The sequence below is a fragment of the Fusobacterium mortiferum ATCC 9817 genome, from assembly GCF_000158195.2.
Taxonomy (GTDB): Bacteria; Fusobacteriota; Fusobacteriia; order Fusobacteriales; family Fusobacteriaceae; genus Fusobacterium_A; species Fusobacterium_A mortiferum.
This window is the reverse complement of the sequence record NZ_GL987988.1, coordinates 143,371-161,529: the sequence shown is the minus strand read 5'-3', so window position 1 is coordinate 161,529 and position 18,159 is coordinate 143,371. Positions and strand designations below refer to the sequence as shown.

Genomic DNA, 18,159 nt, shown 5'->3' with positions numbered 1-18,159 from the left:
GAGTGCTAATTCTTATAATGTAAATATATAACATTTTTCATTTTTTGTCAATAGTTTTTTAAATTTTTGCAGAATAAAGGGAGCTAAAATGATTTTGTATCATAATAGCTCCCTATTTTTAATTATATTTTTTTAAAATATTCATTAGTTTTTTTATATCAATTGGCTTGGGAATATGGTCATTCATTCCACAGTTTTTAGCCTTTTGAATATCATCCAAAAAAGTATTGGCAGACATTGCTATAATCTCTATATTTTTAGAATCCTCTCTTTCTAATTCTCTTATAACCTTAGTTGCCATATATCCATCCATAATTGGCATCTGAATATCCATTAATATAAGATTTATTTCTCCTATCTTAGAATTTTTAAAAATTTTTACTGCTTCTTCTCCATTATTTGCTACTATTACTTGTGCTTTAGTAAGAGTTAATAAATCATGAGCTATTTCACAATTCAATTCATTATCTTCTACAAGTAATATTTTTTCCCACATAAATCTATATCTTCTAATTTTTTTCTTCTATTATCTCTTCTTTCATTTCTTTTTTTCTTGTTTCTCTTTCAAAAGGAAGAAATACCCTCTCCAAAAACTCCTTAGTCATTCCAAAACCAGTATCTTTTATTTCAAAACGAAAATTAGAATATATATCTCTTTTTATCTCTTCTATTGTTAAACTTATTTTATCTCCAACTCTTGTATATTTAAAAGCATTAGAAATAATATTATTTAAAATTTGACGTATCTTATTAAAATCTCCTATAACATGATTATGTTTAATCTTATATATTACTTCAAAATCTTTTTGCATTTTTTTAGCATCAACTTCAAATAATATTAAACTTTCTTCTATGCTTTCTTTCAATAAAAATTCTTCTCTATTTAATTCATATTTTCCAAAATCAGCTTTTGATAAATCTAAAATATCGTTTATTAAGTTTAATAATTGTTTACTTGAACTATTAATTTTTTCTAAATACCTTGCCACTTCATTTGGATTATTTATATGGGATTTTGCTAATTCAGATAATCCTATTATTCCATTTAAAGGAGTTCTCATATCATGTGACATATTTGAAAAAAATATATTTCTTGATTCCATATTTTTCTCCATAGTATTCAATGAATCTTTTAATAATTCAATATGTTCTAATTGTTGTTTTTTTTCATCATTAATCTCTTTAAAACATAAAATAACTTCATTAATACTTAAAGATTCATCATAAAGTACTCTTACATTTACCCATCTATATTCATTTCCAAATTTTCTCTTAAAATCTCCACCAAAATCTCTAATTCTTCTTTTTACTAAATCTCTTATGCTTTCTATTGAAAATACCTTTTGAAATTCTTCTCTTGCTTCTAATTCTATTACATCAAGTAATATATCTAAAAACACTTGATAATTTCCCACTTGAGACAATAATTCCTTCATATATCCGGAACCTTTTAACATAAAATATTTTTCTTTTTTAAAATCAATACGATAAATTGCATAATATGAATTTCCTAAAATTCTTACAGCCTCATTTGTTTCCTCTATTTTTTTATTTAAACATATATCTCTATAATAGACTATTATCCCTACTATTACAAAAAGAATAAAAATACCTATATAAAAATGGTATAATTCTTTTACTTCACTTAAAAGAGTACTATAAGGTATAGTAAGTACAGATATCCATCCATTTTTAGACAGTGAATAATAAACTCCTCTTTTTTTACCTTGCATATCAATAGTAAAAGAATCAGCAACATCATGTTTCCCTTCTAAAATTTCTTCTAATACTTTTTGAATATATACTTTTATCTCTGCTTCACTATTTTTATTTTCATGTATACTATAAATTATATTTCCTTTTACATCACAAAGATAATAAGAACTTCCTACAGGTAATTCACTAATCTCCTCTTTCTCTGATAACTCATCTAAATATATATCAACAGCTAAAATATCATTCTTTTCATTTATTTTTTTGGCTACTGTAAATCCTATTTCACCTGTTCTAACATCTCGATAGATATCTGTATATATAACATTTCCATTAGCTAGAATAGCTAAATTATACCATTCAGCTTTATCTACATCAAAAGTTTCATCCCCTTCCCAATAAGTTGCACCTATTATTTTCTTATTTATAGCTGCATATACTTCTACTTTCTTTGTATTTAGTTCTTGATTAATATAATCAGTATAATTTTTCATCCATTCTCTTAACTCTTTTTCGGTTCTATTCTTTTTAATTTGATCATCCAACCATATACTTGCAGTTCTAACAAACATATCATAATTTTCTATTTTTTCATTTTCTTTTACTAACAAATGTTCTGCTACTTCTTCTCCCATTAATTGTACATTATCTAAAATTTTTCCTCTAACTATAATTAATGAAACTACAGATAAAACCATAAAAAAAAAGCAATATTGTTAATCCAAACCACGCTCTTTTTCTAATATATTTTTTCACTTTTCCTTTCATTCCTTTACTCCATATATTTTATATGCTCATAAAAATAGTATATTCTATCTCATATTTTTAGTCAATGTTTAAAATCCAATAACTAAATTCAGTTTAAATAAAAAAAAGAAACTATGTAATTTAAAATTTACAATAGCTTCTTTTTTAAATATTATTTTTTAAACATAATTTTTACTGTACTTCCTATCCCTATCTTACTTTCAATCTCTATATTAATATTTAGTATATTTGCTATCTTCTTTACAATAGAAAGTCCTAATCCATGGCTTCCTTCTTCCCTACTTCTTGCTTTATCTTCTCTATAAAATTTTTCAAAAATCTTATTTAAATTTTCTTCACTAATTCCTTTTCCTCTGTCAATTATTTCAATTGTGATATTTTTATCTTTTTTTAAAATAATTGTTACTTTTTTCTTATTTCCATATTTTACAGCATTCTCTATTAAATTTATTAATAGTTGTTTTAGTAAAAAATTATCTGAAATTATAGTATATTCTTCAGAAATAATTATTTCTATCTCTTGAAATGGATACAAATTTTTTAAACCTTTAACTATATTTATTATTAAATCTTTTAAATTAATCTCTTCTTCATTTATATAATTCTCTTCATCCTTAGCTAAAAATAATAATTTATTTACTAAATTAGCCATATTTTTACTTTCTTCCCCTATTGCATCTAAACTTTCCTCTACTAACTCTTTATTTGAATATCCCCATCTTTTTATCAGATCTACATATCCACTTATTACAAAAATTGGAGTTTTTAACTCATGGGAAGCATTATTTACAAAATCTATCTGCTTTTGTGTCTGTTCTTTTAGTCTTTTTAACATATTATTATACGAAATAATAACTTGTTGAAATTCATAGTATTCGTTTTCTTTAAAATTTGTATCCAAACTTTCTAAATTTATCTCATTAGTTAATCTCTGAAGTTCATTCAAAGAGGATGTAAATCTATTATAAAATCTTTTTGAAATAAAATAAGCTAATAAAGTTGTAAAAATTAAAATTAATGTAGATAAACCAATAATATTTAACATCAATCTTTTTTCAGCTTTTAAATTTTTTATAATATATACTTCTAAATTAGGATATTCCTTTATATTTATTTTTCTTTTTAAATATTGAAGATTATAATAACCACACTCTTTCACAATATCATAATAATCTTCATTCTCTACTTGTTTTAACTCATTTTCTGAATAACTTTTTGATAATATTTGTCCATTTAATTCAAAAATAATAGAACTCCCTAATATTTTAGGAGCTTCATCTAAAGCAGAATCAATTATATCATTTATTTTTCTACCACTCTCTAACTTTTCCTTAAACTCTTTTGTTTCGTACTGTAAAAAACTATCAATAGCATATAAATCATCAGCAGAACTTCTCTTTATATATGCTTCAACAGTTATAAAAATCACTATACCTGAAAAAGTAAAAATTAAAATTAAAATCATATAGCTTTTTAAAAGCATTTTAGATATCTTTTTCATAAGAATCTCCTCTTTTAAGCTTTAACATATATCCAAATCCTCTAATATTTTGTATATATTTTTTATTTGGAGCTTCTATCTTTTTTCTCAGAGAATTTAAATATACGTCGACTATCTTCTCTTCTCCTTCAAAATCATATCCCCATATTTCTGTTATAATCTTTTCTCTTGAAATAGTTATCTCTCTATTTAAAATAAATAGTTCCAGCAATCTATATTCAGTTTTAGTTAGAGATACTTTTCTTTTTTCTATAATTAGCTCTTTTTTAATAATATCTAAAACTAAATCTTCATATTTTAATTGATTAAGTTCTTGATAATCTTTCTTATTTCTTAAAGCAACTCTCATTCTAGCAAAAAGTTCCTCTATATTAAAAGGTTTAGTTATATAATCATCAGCACCCATATCTAATAGCTCAACTTTGCTTCTAATATTTTCTTTTGCAGTTAATACTATTATAGGTACATCTGAATTTTTTCTTAACTCCTTACAAACTTCCTCTCCTGAAATTTCAGGTAACATCAAGTCTAATAAAATTAAATCATATCTTATTAATTTAGCCTTTTCTAATCCCTCCTTTCCATCTTTAGCTAAACTTACTAAATACCCTTCATGTTCTAACTCCAATTGTAAAATTCTTCTTATTCTTAAATCATCTTCTATAATTAAAATATTCTTCATTTCTTCACCTCTTATATTATTTTAACATTTATAAGATAAAAATTTAAATAATTTAAAAGTTTTCTTTTGAGATAATTTTTGATTTACTATCTTTGCAATAATATAAGATAAAAAAATACTAAATAATACATCTGAAGTCCAATGATATGAAAGGTATATTCTACTAATTCCAACCATTCCTCCTATAAAAAATAAGATCAATTTTACAATTTTATTTTTTAAATTAAAACTCAAAAACCAAATTGTTGTAAATATAGTTATTGTATGTCCTGATGGAAAAGAATGATAACTAGAATTCCACAATAAATTATGTTCATATAAATATTTTAATCCATAAAATCTATCTGGAGAGAAACTAACATATGGTCTTTCTCTTCCTATTATTCTCTTTAAAATTGAAACCACTATTCCTGAACTCAAAAATGTATATATATTTCCTTTTATAAAAAAATAATATTTTTTTTGTTTAGTATTTTTTATCATATAAATAAAAAACAATGTCAAAATAATTTCAAAATATCCCTCTCCTAATTTAGTAATATTTTGGAAAAAAATATCTACTTTTTCTTTATCTAAATAATTATAAAATATACTCACATAATTATTTCCTATCAGTTTTGTTATTGTCATATCTAATTTTAGAATAAAGTTATACATAAAATCACCTCAACATTATTTTAATAGTAAATAGTTAAGATTTCGTTAATTTTACTTTTTTATACTAATTTTAACTTTTCTATACTATAATGAATATGTTAATACTAATAACTTAGGAGGAAAAATGTCTACTAAACTATTATTAAAAAAATTTCTTCAAGCTTCTGAGATTTTAAAAACTTGCCAAAAAGAAGTTATTCAAGATTTTAAAAATTATGATTTTTTTGAAGAAATTACATTAAATTATTCTGATAGCAATTTTATTACTTTATTTAAAAAAAATTTTTTTACTATTCTTATGCTAAGCCTTATAAATGAAAGTAATATTCCTAAATTTGGGATTATCTCCTATGGAAAAATAATCATATTTTTAAGGCAGGTAATAACTTCTGTTGATAATATTTTAGATGAAGAAAAAAAAGGAAATATTTTTATAAATTCTCTTAATAACCCATTAGTAGAAAATAGTTTTATTTCTCTTATTACACAAGAACTTCTGACTAAAGAAATTTTAAAATTAAATTGTAATAATAAAAAAAGTTAATTTAAAGGATTATTTATAGAATAATACTCTTATTTCTTGATTAAACATAAATTATATGCTATTTTATTAATATATTTTTATTGTGGAGGTTATGATGAAAAATCTTAATTTATTAATAAAACCAGCCTCTAGTACTTGCAATTTACAATGTAAATATTGTTTTTATTATGATGTGGCTGACAATAGAGAAATTAAAAATTATGGAATAATGGATGATGAAACACTTGAAAATATGGTAAAAAAAGTCTTTGAGGAAGTAGAATATCAAGTTAATTTTGCTTTTCAAGGAGGAGAACCTACAACAGCTGGAATAGAATATTTTGAAAAATTTCATTTTTTTGTAGAAAAATATAATACTAAAAAAATTCATGTCACTTTTGCTCTTCAAACTAACGGAACACTAATAAATAAAAAATGGGTTACTTTTTTTAAAAAATATAACTATCTAATAGGAATATCTTTAGATGGAAATAAAGATATTCATGATACCTTTAGATTGGATAAAAAAAATAATGGAACTTTTTCTCAAATTTCTAAAAATATAAAACTTTTAAAAAAAGAAGGAGTAGAATTTAATATTTTAACTGTTATAAATAAACTCACTGCTCAAAATGGAAAACTCATTTATAATTTTTATAAAAATAATGGATTTAGATATTTCCAATTTATTCCATGTCTAGATGCTCTTTATGATACAGAAAAAAAAGATTTTACTCTTACAGCAGAGGATTATGGTAATTTTTTAAATGATACTTTTGAATTGTGGTATCAAGATATAATGAGTGGAAAGAGAATAAGTGTGAGATATTTTGATAATATAATAAAGATTATTTTAGGAGAACAGCCAGAAGCTTGTGATATGGTTGGACATTGTAATATAAATGCTATTATTGAAGCTGATGGAAGTATTTATCCTTGTGACTTTTATGTTTTAGATGAATATAAATTAGGAAATATCAACAATTCATCATATACAAATCTTTTTAACACTAAAGTTGAACAAGATTTTTTACACTCTTCTCTAACTATACATAGTAGTTGTAAAATGTGTCCATATTTTAAAATTTGCCGTGGTGGATGTAGACGTCATAAAAATTTAGATAAGAATAATGAATATAAAAATAGATTTTGTCACAGTTATCAAATGTTTTTTGAAAAAAATATAGATAAACTTTTAAAAATAACTAATTTCATAATTAAAACTAGAAATACATCAAAAAATTATAACTAAGATTATATTTTTTCTTCTTATTATTTAAAAAACTAAAATTTCCCATTCACTTTATTCACTAAGGATTGACTATTAAAAGTTGATCCTTAGTATATTTTATTTTTTAATATATTAAAAAATAAAACAATCATTAAATCAAATTTAATGATTGTTTATCTTTAATAAATATAATTTTTTAAACTTTTAATCAATTATCTTTTTTTAGCTTCTTCGAACTTTGCCCATACTCCAGCTTTAACTAAAATTGATTTTACAGTTCTAGTTGGTTGAGCTCCATTTAATAAGAATTTTACTATTTCTTCCTCTTTTAATACTACTCTAGAATCTTCTAATGGGAAGTAGTTTCCTAAATAAGCAACTGCTTTACCATCTCTTTTTGATAATGCTTCCATAGCTACAACTCTATAAGAAGGTCTTTTTTTGTCTCCTAATCTAGTTAATCTTAATTTTAACATAAATTTCACGTCTCCTTTTATTATTTATATTTTAATCTTTAAATTATTTATTAATTTTTAGAATGGAAATTTTCCACCCTTTCCACCTTTAAATCCACCAAATGATGGTAATGAAGGTATTTTTCCACCACTGAACATTTTCATCATAGCTTTCATTTGCTCAAATTGCTTTAAAAGTCTATTTATATCTGCTACCTCTGTTCCACTTCCTTTAGCAATTCTTTGCTTTCTGCTAGCTTTTAATATTTCAGGTTTCTTTCTTTCCTCTTTAGTCATAGATTGAATTATCGCTTCTACCTTTTTCATCTCTTTTTCAGCAGGAGCTAAATCTCCAATCTGTCCCATACCTGGTATCATTTTTAAAATACTTCCTAACGAACCAAGTTTTTTAATATTTTGTAGTTGTTTTAAGAAATCATCTAAATCAAATTTTTGAGTTCTGATTTTTTCTTCTAGTGACTTTGCATCTTCTTCATCTATTGCACTTTGTGCTTTTTCAACTAATGATACAACATCTCCCATTCCTAATATTCTTGAAACAAGTCTTTCTGGATGGAAAAGCTCTATATCATCAATTTTCTCTCCAACTCCTACAAATTTTATAGGTTTTCCTACAACTGCTTTTATTGAAAGAGCAGCTCCTCCTCTAGTATCTCCATCTAATTTTGTAAGTACTACTCCATCTATATTTAACACATTATTAAATGACTCTGCTAAATTTACAGCATCTTGTCCTATCATAGCATCTACTACTAATAGTATCTCTTGTGGTCTAGTTAATCTCTTTATCTCTTTTAACTCATCCATAAGCTTTTCATCTATATGAAGTCTTCCTGCTGTATCTATTATCATATAAGTAGAACCTAACTCTTTAGCCTTGGCAAGTCCTCTTTCACAAATTCCAACAGCATCCTGATGATTTTCTTCTGAATAAACTTCTATTCCTGTTTGTTCTCCTAAAACTTGTAATTGTTTGATAGCTGCTGGCCTATATACGTCAGCTCCTACCATAAGAACTTTTTCACCTTGTTTTTTTAAGTAGTTACCAAGTTTAGCAGCAAAAGTAGTTTTTCCTGCTCCTTGCAATCCTGCAAGCATAAGTACAGTAGGATTTCTTACTCCCTTAGTAAGTCTAGCATTAGTTCCACCTAAAAGTTCTACCAATTCATCATTTACTATTTTTATAAACTGTTGCCCTGGATTTATTCCTTTTAATACATCAGTTCCAATAGCTTTTTCTTGAATCTTTGCTGTAAAATCTTTTACAACTTTATAGTTAACATCCGCTTCTAAAAGGGACATTTTTACCTCTTTAAGAGCATCTTTTATATTACTTTCACTTAGTTTTCCATGACCTCTAACTTTTTTAAAAATTTCTTGAAATCTAGAACCTAAATTATCTAACATACTACACCTCAACTAAAATAGCTTTTCTATTATCTCATCTAGTCTTTCTTTCTTGAAATCCTCTTTCAAGCTTAAGAGTTCATTATATACTCTTCTTTCTCTTTCATGAAATCCTAGCTTCTCTTCATATTCTCTCAGTTGTTTTATTCCTCTTTTTATATTATCATATACCGCCTGTCTACTCACGCCATTATTTTTAGCTATCTCCGAAAGAGATAAATCCTCTTCAAAGTGATTGATTAAATACTCTTTTTGCTTATCGCTTAACAGATTTCTATAATAATCTAATAGGGTTGAAACTTCTAAAAACTCATCTAATTCCATTATATCACCAGCATATTATATAAAATTTTCCAAAAACTGTCAAGTGTTTTTTCTTTACAATTTTGATTTTTTAATATTATATATCCCTATATAAAAAGAACTGTTACAACTATATTGCAACAGCTCTTTTCTTCTTATTTTAAATTTTTAATTCTAATTTTTCTCCATATCTAAGTTTATTTCTCATTCCTTGGATAATATTATCAAGTTTTGTTAAATCCTCTAATATTCCTCTCTCTTCTTCAGTAATATTCATAATTTTATAAATACCACCATTATTTATAACTATTCTCTTATCTCCCATAAGAGCAAGTAAAGGGTCATGTGTAGCCATTAAAACTATTTTTTCCTCTCCTACAAGTAAGTCTAAAGCTTTTTTTCTATCTATCCCCGCGTTTTCTATCTCATCTATAAGAACTATTGGAGAGGTACTTAATATTGCTGTATCTGCTATCATAAGCGCTCTTGATTGTCCACCACTTAAACTTGTAATTGGAGTATCTATTTTAAATTTCTCTCCAGCTAATTCATTAGCTTTTTCAAAAATTCTTCTAATTACTTCTTCTTCATTCTCAACCATTCTACTCTTAGCATGTAACTCTAAAAATTCATAAACAGTTAAATCCATTACAAAGTTCATATTTTGTGAAAGTTGAGCTACTAATTTATTGCTCGATGAAAATCTACTTTTTTTATCAAGAGGTTTTCCATTCACTAATATGGTTCTTTTTGTTGGTGTATCTCCTTGAGCTCCCCATTCTATATCTGCTAATAATCTACTTTTTCCACTTCCAGTAGGACCCACTATTGAGATTATCTCCCCTTTATGAATAGTAAATTCTTTAAACTCCTCTTTTTCTCCAAATTTATTTATTCCAGCTAAAATTGTCATCTCCTCTATACTATTATCTTCTATTCCTAATATCTCTACCATTTGATTAACAAATTCAACTAAATTTTCTATAAATTTCTCTCTATCTAATGATTTTTCTTCTAAAACAACTTCATCATAACTATTTAAAATCTCTTCTATATTTTTATTTAACTCTATCTCTATCTGGTTATCTTTTAAAAATTCTTCTATAAAAGGATATTTTTCAACAATATTTTTTAAATTACTTTTCAATAAAAATTTTTTACTTACCACAACTTCCTCCTTTACAAGAAGAGCTTAAATCTATCTTTCTAACATTTCCCATTTGATGCTCTTCCCCAATTCTAGTCTCCCCTAAACAGTAAGAACATAGAGCCGATGGCATAGAGAATCTTAAACTTTTTCCTTTTAAACTTTCCAACCTATCATCTTCATCATAGATAAGAGTTCCAAACTCATAAGCCCCCTGTCCATTAAGTCCATTTACATGCATAATAGTAGCCTTAGGATTTACAGACATTACTCTTGATGAAAAAACCTCTCTCTCTGCTTGAGATACTATATCCCCTTTTGTTATTACTACTATATCAGCACTCTTTAACATTGGTCCTATTTTTTTAGGAGTATTTACACCACTTAGATTATCTATTACACATACAGCTTTTATATCCTTAATATATGGAGAACACCTATTACATAACCCAGCACTCTCCGTAATAAGTATATCTAAATTTTCTTCTAGTCCCCATTTTACTACCTCTTCAATATTACTTACAAAATAATGGTCTGGACATAGAGAACCTGATAATCCCTTTCTGACTGGGACTCCTATTTTTTCATATAATTTATCATCATCAGTATATAAGCAATCAAATTTTACTACTCCTACTTTAATTCCCCTTTGTTTAAAACTCTCTATTGTCTTTATTATCAAGGAAGTTTTTCCAGATGATGGTGGTCCTGATATTGTTACTAAATTCATCTTATTCCTCCTCACTTGCTCTAAAAAATATCTCTTTTGTCTTCTCTAGTATTTTACCAATATTATTATTATGAATATAATCCCAACCACACCACATAAATTTCTTTCCTTCTATTCTATTATCTACATTTGGATTTACAGTAGGAAATAATCCTTGATGAGAAAATACTGTTCCTACCTCTTCTCCTGCTAAATAATCTACAAGTTTTTTTATCTTTTCAGCTTTATCCTTTTTAGTAAGCATAAATATTGGAGAAATTGCAGCACCATCATTTGGCCATACTGGTACCATTGGTCCATCAGCTTTTATCATCTTTGTAAAGAAATATGGCATAATAGTAACTGTTGGGGTATTAGTCTTCATTTTATCTGATTTTACCATTTGAGATGGATGTAAATTTTCTAACAACGCTCTTCCTAAATTTACTACTCCCTCTTCTCCATAGTTTTTATTAATATTTATTAAGATAGAATTGAATAAATCAAAATCTGATATTGGTAAACTTACAGATTTTCTAAATTCTGGTTTTAATAAGTCTGCCCAAGATTTTGGCATCTCTCTATCTCCAAGCATATTCTTATTTACTAAAAATACAGCTGGTACTACTCCTAACATAGAGTAATCTCCATCTGGGTCCTTTAGAGATATCTCATCATTTTGAAAATCCTTATTATACTTTTCTATCCCTGTTATATCTTTAAATATATGTTCTTTTTTGAATTTTCCCATAAGACTTTCTTCAAAAAATAAGTCAAATCCTGCTGATATAAATATATCTGCTAATTTCTCAGGATGATTAGCCTTTATTACATCATCTTTTAACCAATCAAGTCCAGCTGATGCAGCTTTTAACTCATATTTTACCTTTATATCTGGATTTTCTTCTAAAAATTTTGTAAATCCTTCTAATAATGGTATTCTTATTGGGCAAGGTAAAAGTCCCATAACTGTTATCTCTTCATCTACTATATTATTTTTTTTCATAGTAATATCTGTACTCTCTCTATTTTGAGTTACATACTCATTTAATATCTCTATAAAAGTTTCAACATTTACTTTCTTAGTAAGTAAAGCATTTTTTAAGCTCAGCTTTCCTAACATATTTTTCATAGTTTCATTACTTAAATTTTTAAATCCCTTTGACTCTAAAAATTCTATACTCTCTGGATATTTTTCACATATCTCTAATATTGTCATACTCTCATCTATATATCTCATAATCTCCTCCATTAATCTTTCCTATTTTCATATACATTATACTATATAATATAAAAAAAATCAGTAACATATGTTACTGAAATATAAAAAGACTATGAATAATATAATACTCATAGTCTTCAAAATAACTTCCTATACTTAAGCTTTTATTACTTTGTCATTTGAGTCCATAAATTTTAAGTACTCTTCTTTTGTCATTATAGGAATAAAGTTTTTCAAGATTTCTTTTCCTTTTTCAGCATTATCAAATAATAAATCTACTACTGTTAAAGCCATAGCTTTTGCTGGAGCTAAATAAGCATATTCTTCATCTACTATTTGATATTCTCTTGTATGAAGAGCTCCTTTTACTCCTCCAAACATTGGATGTAAAGTGGGCATAATATGAGATACATCTCCAAAATCAAATGAACCTGTAAAATCTCCACCTTCTATAATATCTTCCGAAGTAAGTCCCATATACTCTAAATTTCCTCTTAAAACTTTCTCCATGCTATCATGTTTTAAAATTGGTAAATATCCTGGTATCTCTGTTATCTCAATCTCTGCCCCTACTGCCATAGCTCCTGCCATAAGTGCTCTATTTACTTTCATATTTGCATCTATCATACTCTCTATTGTTCTTGCTCTTACATAAGATTCCATTCTTACATCTGCTGGAACAACATTTACTATATCTCCACCTTTTGTAATAATTGGATGAAATCTTACTCTATCTGCTTCTTTAAATGTTTCTCTTTGAGCATGTACATTATTTATTGCCAACATAGCTGCATTTAAGGCATTTATCCCCTCATATGGAGCCGAACCTGCATGAGCTTCCTTTCCTATAAATTTAACTTCTTTTCCTATAAATCCGTTACTTTCTGGAGCTGTTAATACTTTTTTATCTCCTGTATCTAATACATGAAACATCATAGCCATATCAACATCATCAAAAGCACCTTTTCTTATAAGTTCTTGCTTCCCACCAAAATATTTTATATATCCATCTTTTCTTAATTGGTTTCTATAAGCTAATTCTACAAATTCTTCAGCTGGTGTTGCTATAAAATCTATCTTTCCATCTAATTCTTTATATACTCCTGATTTTATTAATCCTACTGCAGCACCTAACATTCCAGCTATCTGTACATTATGTCCACAAGTATGAGAAGCTCCTATTGAATTAGCATCACAATGATCTTTACAAGATATTCCATCTAACTCACCTAAAACTGCTACTTTTGGTCCTTCCTTTTCCTCATTTACTCTAGCTCTACATCCTGTATATGCTATTTTATCTTCAGTTTCTAATCCTAATTCATTTTTAAAAAATTCTCTTACTGTTTTAGTAGTTTCAAACTCTTTGTATCCAAATTCTGGATTATGATAAATTTTTCTTCCTACTTCTATAATACTATCTTTATTTTCTTCTATTGCTTTTATTACTCTCTCTTTTAATTCTTCTCTTGTCATTTTTTTCTCCTATTCTTCTATTTTGAGATATAATTAATAAGAGCTTTTGTTGTTTTATATAACTCTTCTAATTCTAAAGTTTCATTAACAGTATGGACGTCATACATCCCAACTCCAATAATTATTGAGTTATACCCATTCTTAGCAAATATATTACTATCAGAACCTCCACCTATAACTTTCAATTCTGATTTTACTCCTAACCCTTCATATATTTCTGAAAACTCTTTTGCAAATTTTAAATTATCTTTTGGTTTTAATGTAGGATAATCACATTCATAACAGATTTCGTATTCTCCTTGCATTATATTTACTGCTTCATCACAACAATCTTTATATTCTTCTATTACTTCTAGTATTTTTTCTTCAGAATGACTTCTTACTTCAGCTTTTACTATACATTCATCTGCTACTACATTAGTTGGAAAATTTGAATTTATTACTCCTATATTTGAAGTTGTTAATTCATCTATTCTTCCCATTTTCATTTTTGAAATAGCTAAAGCTGCTAAATTAATAGCATTTATCCCTTTCTCTGGTTCTATTCCAGCATGTGCTTTTTTTCCTTTGAATTTAATTACTACATCATATTTACTTGGTGCTGTATGAGCTATAAGTCCTGCTCTTCCAGCATTATCTACAACTATCATATTTTTAGCTGGTATCATATCTTTAGGTATTAAATTCCAAGAAATATTTTTTGCTCCTAACATACCTTGTTCTTCACAAGGAGTTAAAACTATAAAAATATCTTTATGAGATCTATTCTCCTCTTTTAAAACTTTGATAGTCTCAATAATACTTGCTATTCCTGCTTTATCGTCTCCACCTAAAGTTGTTGTACCATCTGTTCTTAAAATACCATTTTCTAATATTGGAGTTATATTTTCACAAGGTTCTACTACATCTAAATGAGCAGCTAATGTTACTCCTTCTCCTTCTAAATTTCCCTTTATTTTAGCTATTATAGTAGGCGAATTTCCATTATATTTCTTAAAACCTTCATCTAAGTATAACTTCGCACCTAATTTTTCTAATTCTTTAACTAAATATTTAGCAAATTCTCCCTCTTTTTTAGAAGGGGAATAGATTTTTATCATTTCTATTAGGTTCTCAACCATTCTTTCTTTTTGCATTCTAACACTTCCTTATTTACTTTTGTTTATCCATAACTTTTTTTGCAAATGCAATTGTTGAAAAAACTGATACTAATGTTACAATAAAAGATGGATTTCCAGGAATCAATGCTACAACTTTTGTCATAATAAATGATACTACTAAAGCAAAAATACCTGTTTTTGGAGATTTAATAGCAAATTGAGCAAATACTCCTCCAAATAAAGCTGGAATTATTAAACTTAAAACTGTCATAAATGATTGTGGTAATCTTGATAATAAAGTTTGCCCCGCTAAAACTGCTAACATTAAGAAAAAGATTCCTACCCAAATTGATACTCCTATTCCTATTGTTCCCATTATATTTCCTTCATCTGTTCCTGTTTCATAACCAGAACTCTCAACAGCTGAAATAGCTGCAGGTATTCTCATATTTACAAGATTTCCAGATAAGAATCCCATATATAACCCTGCTCTTCCAACAATTGGATAATAACTTATTGGTTCACTAAAATAAAATGCTCCTGAAACAGAAATTTGAGATATTGCTCCTGCTATAATAGGTCCTAATCCTGGATTAAAACCAAATACAAATGTCATGATAATTGGTGGTAGTATACTTACTAGTACACCTAATATCATAGTTACTCTTCCTATTTTTGTTACTTCATCTATATACTTATCAAAACTCATTTTATTATCACCTTTCCTAAATTGTTAAAGTAGCTATAATAGCCCCACCAAACATTGCTATTGTTAAAGCCCATTCCTTTATCCAAGAAATTTTTTCTCCAATTTTAAGACATACAATCATTATTACCAATCCTGATATTGCAGAAACTGTTACTTCCGGATTTGTAGTTACTTTTAAATAATTTCCTATATTAAAATAAGCAAAAGACCCTAGCATAGCTCCTAATCCCACAGCAGGTAATAAAGCTTTTCTTCCATTAGTTAATAATCCATTTACTTTATCCATCTTATGAGCAAATAGAAAAACAAAAATTATCCATCCTAATGAACCTAATGCCATTGTCCATAAAGCATTTGTAAAAACAACTGGTGTCATATTTGTTGATAATTCTGAACCTAAAGCTTGTGCTCCAAAGTTAGCAGCCATAGCTTCAAAGTTTGATCCTCCTATAACACTTAATCTAAAAGCTGAAACTGGAGAACCCATTGTTACTAATAACGCCAACAAACTTCCTACTACTCCTAAAGCTGGTCCTATACTAGATATAGCACTTGTTCTTATTCCTTTTTTTACTCTTTCATCATCCATTCCCATTTCTTTTGCAGCTTTCAATGATTTCATTATTATTAAAGCTGATTGAATTAAAACTACTGAAATTCCAATTAGAGCAGCTATCCACATTATTGGATGATTTGCATACTCCATGTGTCCTAAACTTTCCATAACTTTCCTCCTTAATTTTTTGTCCTTATTAGGACCTTTATTATATAAATATATATATATCAGTTTTTTTATAAAAAGTCAATATTTTTATTCTATTTTTCTACTTTTTTTTTAAAAATAAAACAGTATCAAAAAGGTGTACTTTAAAAAATAAAGGACAATTTTTTATAAAATTGTCCTTTATTCCTAATTTATTTTAAATTTTATAATTCTTTTTGGTCTCCCTACCCCTACTGAATTTTCTACTTGTACGCTTTCAGCATAATCTTTCTCTATTATTTTTTTTAAAATTCTATTTGTACTTCGTTGGGTAATATTTAAAATTTCTGCTATTTCAGAGCTTGTAAATTCATCTTTTTTCTTTTTACACATTATCCCTTTTATTTTTTCTAAATAGCTTGAATTTATTCCAATCTCATCAGCTATCTTTTTCATTCTTTTACTTGATACTTTTTTATACTCTAACTCTTTTGAGCTATATAATGGTCCTTTTATCTTTTCTCCATTTGAGTAAAATATTTTTCCATTTTTATTTAAACTTAATTTTAATGAAATTCTAGCATTTTTTTCAGCTTGAAATATTGTATTCCCTTCACCTATTCCAACTACTATCTTTTCCTCTAATAATTCAAGTTCATTTTGTAAGCTAAAAATCCTTTTTAAATTCTCGGTATTTTTCAATACCTCTATATTTGATATAATAATATATTCTTTTTTATCAGAAGTTTGAATATTTCCTTCTAATTCTTTAGCATATTCTAATAATTTTTTCTCTATTTTCATTTTATTTTCTAAATTATTATCTAAATTCATATTTAAAGATTCTAATTTTATTATTTCTATTCCTATTTTTCCTTTTCTATTATTTACTAATTCTATTCTATTTAATAAAGCCTTAAATTCATTTTCAATCTCTATATTAGTTGCTTGGATTCTATACACTGGTATTTTCTTTTCTTTTAATACATTATAAATATATCCAAAAGCTGTAAACACACAATTTATCTCTCCATTTTTATAAGCTTTTAAATATTCCTCTAGGTATTCTTCCTCTTTTTTTAACATTTCATATTTTTGATAAAAAATTTTTTCTAACTTTATATCAAACTCTTTTAGAACATTTAATAGAATTTCTTCTTCCACTACATCTATTCCTAATTTTAGATTTAATATATTATTTTTTTCTTCTTTTAATTCCCAAAAGCTTTTTATTAAACCTATACTTCCACGCCTTGTATATACTACTGGTTTTTCTAAATCAAATTTACTATTATTAACTAGTGAGTAATACACTCCTATTCCTGTTAAATATATTCCATCAACTTCATCTTTTATCTCTTCCAGTACTTCATGGATTTTTTCTATTTTATCCTCTTTTTTTAATACAAATTCTATATCTATATATTTTTTTTCTAATATATTGTATATTTTATCTACCGAATCTGCAGCTCCTACTATTGCTATCCTCATACCTATCCCTCTAAAATTTTTTAAATATTTTTTCTATTATAACATTTTTTTTAAAATAAAAAAAGCTGAGTAGCATTAAAAAAATGCTTTACTCAGCTCTCTTTTTTTGTATAATATAGTCGCCAAACAAAATATACAAAAGGAGATATACATGCTTTTAAAACACATATTCTCTGATATTAATATATCAAATCTTTTAACTCATGTCAAAAAATATTTTTACTATAATCATTTTCTTTACATTGAAGAGACTATTCAAAAATTTCTTGCTTGTTCAATTGATAAAGCTTTCATTGTTTATCAATGCCCTCTGTGCGGTAGCGCTCATAAATTTAAAATTT

At 26.3% G+C, this 18,159-nt stretch carries 19 protein-coding genes; 3 read left to right on the top strand and 16 right to left on the bottom strand.

The window, feature by feature from the left end:
• Positions 1-118: 118 nt before the first annotated feature.
• The 5 genes from FMAG_RS01805 to FMAG_RS01785 all read right to left on the bottom strand — a co-directional run bounded on the left by FMAG_RS01805 (position 119) and on the right by FMAG_RS01785 (position 5,321).
• Complete coding sequence (locus FMAG_RS01805; protein WP_050795417.1) at positions 119-496, bottom strand: response regulator; 378 nt, start codon at positions 494-496, stop codon at positions 119-121.
• Positions 497-509: 13 nt separating this feature from the next.
• The gene (locus FMAG_RS01800; RefSeq protein WP_040493528.1) at positions 510-2,411 is read right to left on the bottom strand and encodes a sensor histidine kinase; all 1,902 of its coding nucleotides are present in this window, start codon (positions 2,409-2,411) and stop codon (positions 510-512) included.
• 221 nt (positions 2,412-2,632) lie between these two features.
• The gene (locus FMAG_RS01795) at positions 2,633-3,982 is read right to left on the bottom strand and encodes a sensor histidine kinase (RefSeq protein ID WP_005883486.1); all 1,350 of its coding nucleotides are present in this window, start codon (positions 3,980-3,982) and stop codon (positions 2,633-2,635) included.
• Entirely contained in the window at positions 3,966-4,664 is a 699-nt protein-coding gene (locus FMAG_RS01790) for a response regulator transcription factor (RefSeq protein ID WP_005883484.1), read from the bottom strand. The genes FMAG_RS01795 and FMAG_RS01790 overlap by 17 nt, the downstream gene beginning before the upstream one ends.
• A gap of 21 nt (positions 4,665-4,685) precedes the next feature.
• Positions 4,686-5,321: a phosphatase PAP2 family protein gene (locus tag FMAG_RS01785; protein ID WP_005883482.1), complete on the bottom strand. Its 636-nt coding sequence runs from the start codon at positions 5,319-5,321 to the stop codon at positions 4,686-4,688.
• A 124-nt stretch (positions 5,322-5,445) separates the two neighbouring features.
• On the opposite strand from FMAG_RS01785, the gene FMAG_RS01780 reads away from it, so the two are divergent.
• A complete protein-coding gene (locus FMAG_RS01780) occupies positions 5,446-5,865 on the top strand; it encodes a hypothetical protein (RefSeq protein WP_005883480.1) in 420 nt (139 codons plus the stop codon).
• A gap of 94 nt (positions 5,866-5,959) precedes the next feature.
• Entirely contained in the window at positions 5,960-7,096 is a 1,137-nt protein-coding gene (locus FMAG_RS01775) for an anaerobic sulfatase maturase (protein WP_005883477.1), read from the top strand.
• Between the two features lie 191 nt (positions 7,097-7,287).
• Here FMAG_RS01775 and rpsP read toward each other — a convergent pair whose 3' ends face one another.
• The 11 genes from rpsP to FMAG_RS01720 form a co-directional block, all read right to left on the bottom strand.
• Positions 7,288-7,551, bottom strand: coding sequence for a 30S ribosomal protein S16 (gene rpsP / locus FMAG_RS01770; protein WP_005883475.1), 264 nt, complete (start codon positions 7,549-7,551; stop codon positions 7,288-7,290).
• Positions 7,552-7,608: 57 nt separating this feature from the next.
• Positions 7,609-8,958, bottom strand: a complete 1,350-nt coding sequence (gene ffh, locus FMAG_RS01765) for a signal recognition particle protein (protein WP_005883473.1) — start codon at positions 8,956-8,958, stop codon at positions 7,609-7,611.
• Between the two features lie 12 nt (positions 8,959-8,970).
• Positions 8,971-9,282, bottom strand: coding sequence for a YlxM family DNA-binding protein (gene ylxM, locus FMAG_RS01760; protein WP_005883472.1), 312 nt, complete (start codon positions 9,280-9,282; stop codon positions 8,971-8,973).
• Positions 9,283-9,421: 139 nt separating this feature from the next.
• Complete coding sequence (locus tag FMAG_RS01755) at positions 9,422-10,429, bottom strand: ATP-binding cassette domain-containing protein (protein ID WP_005883471.1); 1,008 nt, start codon at positions 10,427-10,429, stop codon at positions 9,422-9,424.
• Positions 10,419-11,138 carry a GTP-binding protein gene (locus FMAG_RS01750; protein ID WP_005883470.1) on the bottom strand — a complete coding sequence of 240 codons (720 nt, stop codon included), beginning with the start codon at positions 11,136-11,138 and terminating at the stop codon, positions 10,419-10,421. Before FMAG_RS01750 ends, FMAG_RS01755 begins: the two co-directional genes overlap by 11 nt.
• Before the next feature lies 1 nt (position 11,139).
• Positions 11,140-12,357 (bottom strand): ABC transporter substrate-binding protein, encoded by a 1,218-nt coding sequence (locus FMAG_RS01745; protein WP_005883469.1) that lies wholly within the window; start codon positions 12,355-12,357, stop codon positions 11,140-11,142.
• Between the two features lie 138 nt (positions 12,358-12,495).
• On the bottom strand, positions 12,496-13,815 hold the full coding sequence (locus FMAG_RS01740) for a M20 family metallopeptidase (protein WP_005883468.1): 1,320 nt from the start codon (positions 13,813-13,815) through the stop codon (positions 12,496-12,498).
• Between the two features lie 17 nt (positions 13,816-13,832).
• On the bottom strand, positions 13,833-14,951 hold the full coding sequence (locus tag FMAG_RS01735) for a M20/M25/M40 family metallo-hydrolase (protein WP_005883467.1): 1,119 nt from the start codon (positions 14,949-14,951) through the stop codon (positions 13,833-13,835).
• 16 nt (positions 14,952-14,967) lie between these two features.
• Positions 14,968-15,624, bottom strand: coding sequence for a hypothetical protein (locus FMAG_RS01730; protein ID WP_005883466.1), 657 nt, complete (start codon positions 15,622-15,624; stop codon positions 14,968-14,970).
• A 16-nt stretch (positions 15,625-15,640) separates the two neighbouring features.
• Positions 15,641-16,348, bottom strand: coding sequence for a DUF5058 family protein (locus FMAG_RS01725; RefSeq protein ID WP_005883465.1), 708 nt, complete (start codon positions 16,346-16,348; stop codon positions 15,641-15,643).
• 186 nt (positions 16,349-16,534) lie between these two features.
• A complete protein-coding gene (locus tag FMAG_RS01720) occupies positions 16,535-17,818 on the bottom strand; it encodes a hypothetical protein (RefSeq protein WP_005883463.1) in 1,284 nt (427 codons plus the stop codon).
• Between the two features lie 151 nt (positions 17,819-17,969).
• Between FMAG_RS01720 and FMAG_RS13900 the strand changes: the two genes are divergently transcribed.
• The coding region (locus FMAG_RS13900) for a hypothetical protein (protein ID WP_005883461.1) at positions 17,970-18,159 on the top strand (190 nt) is incomplete at its 3' end.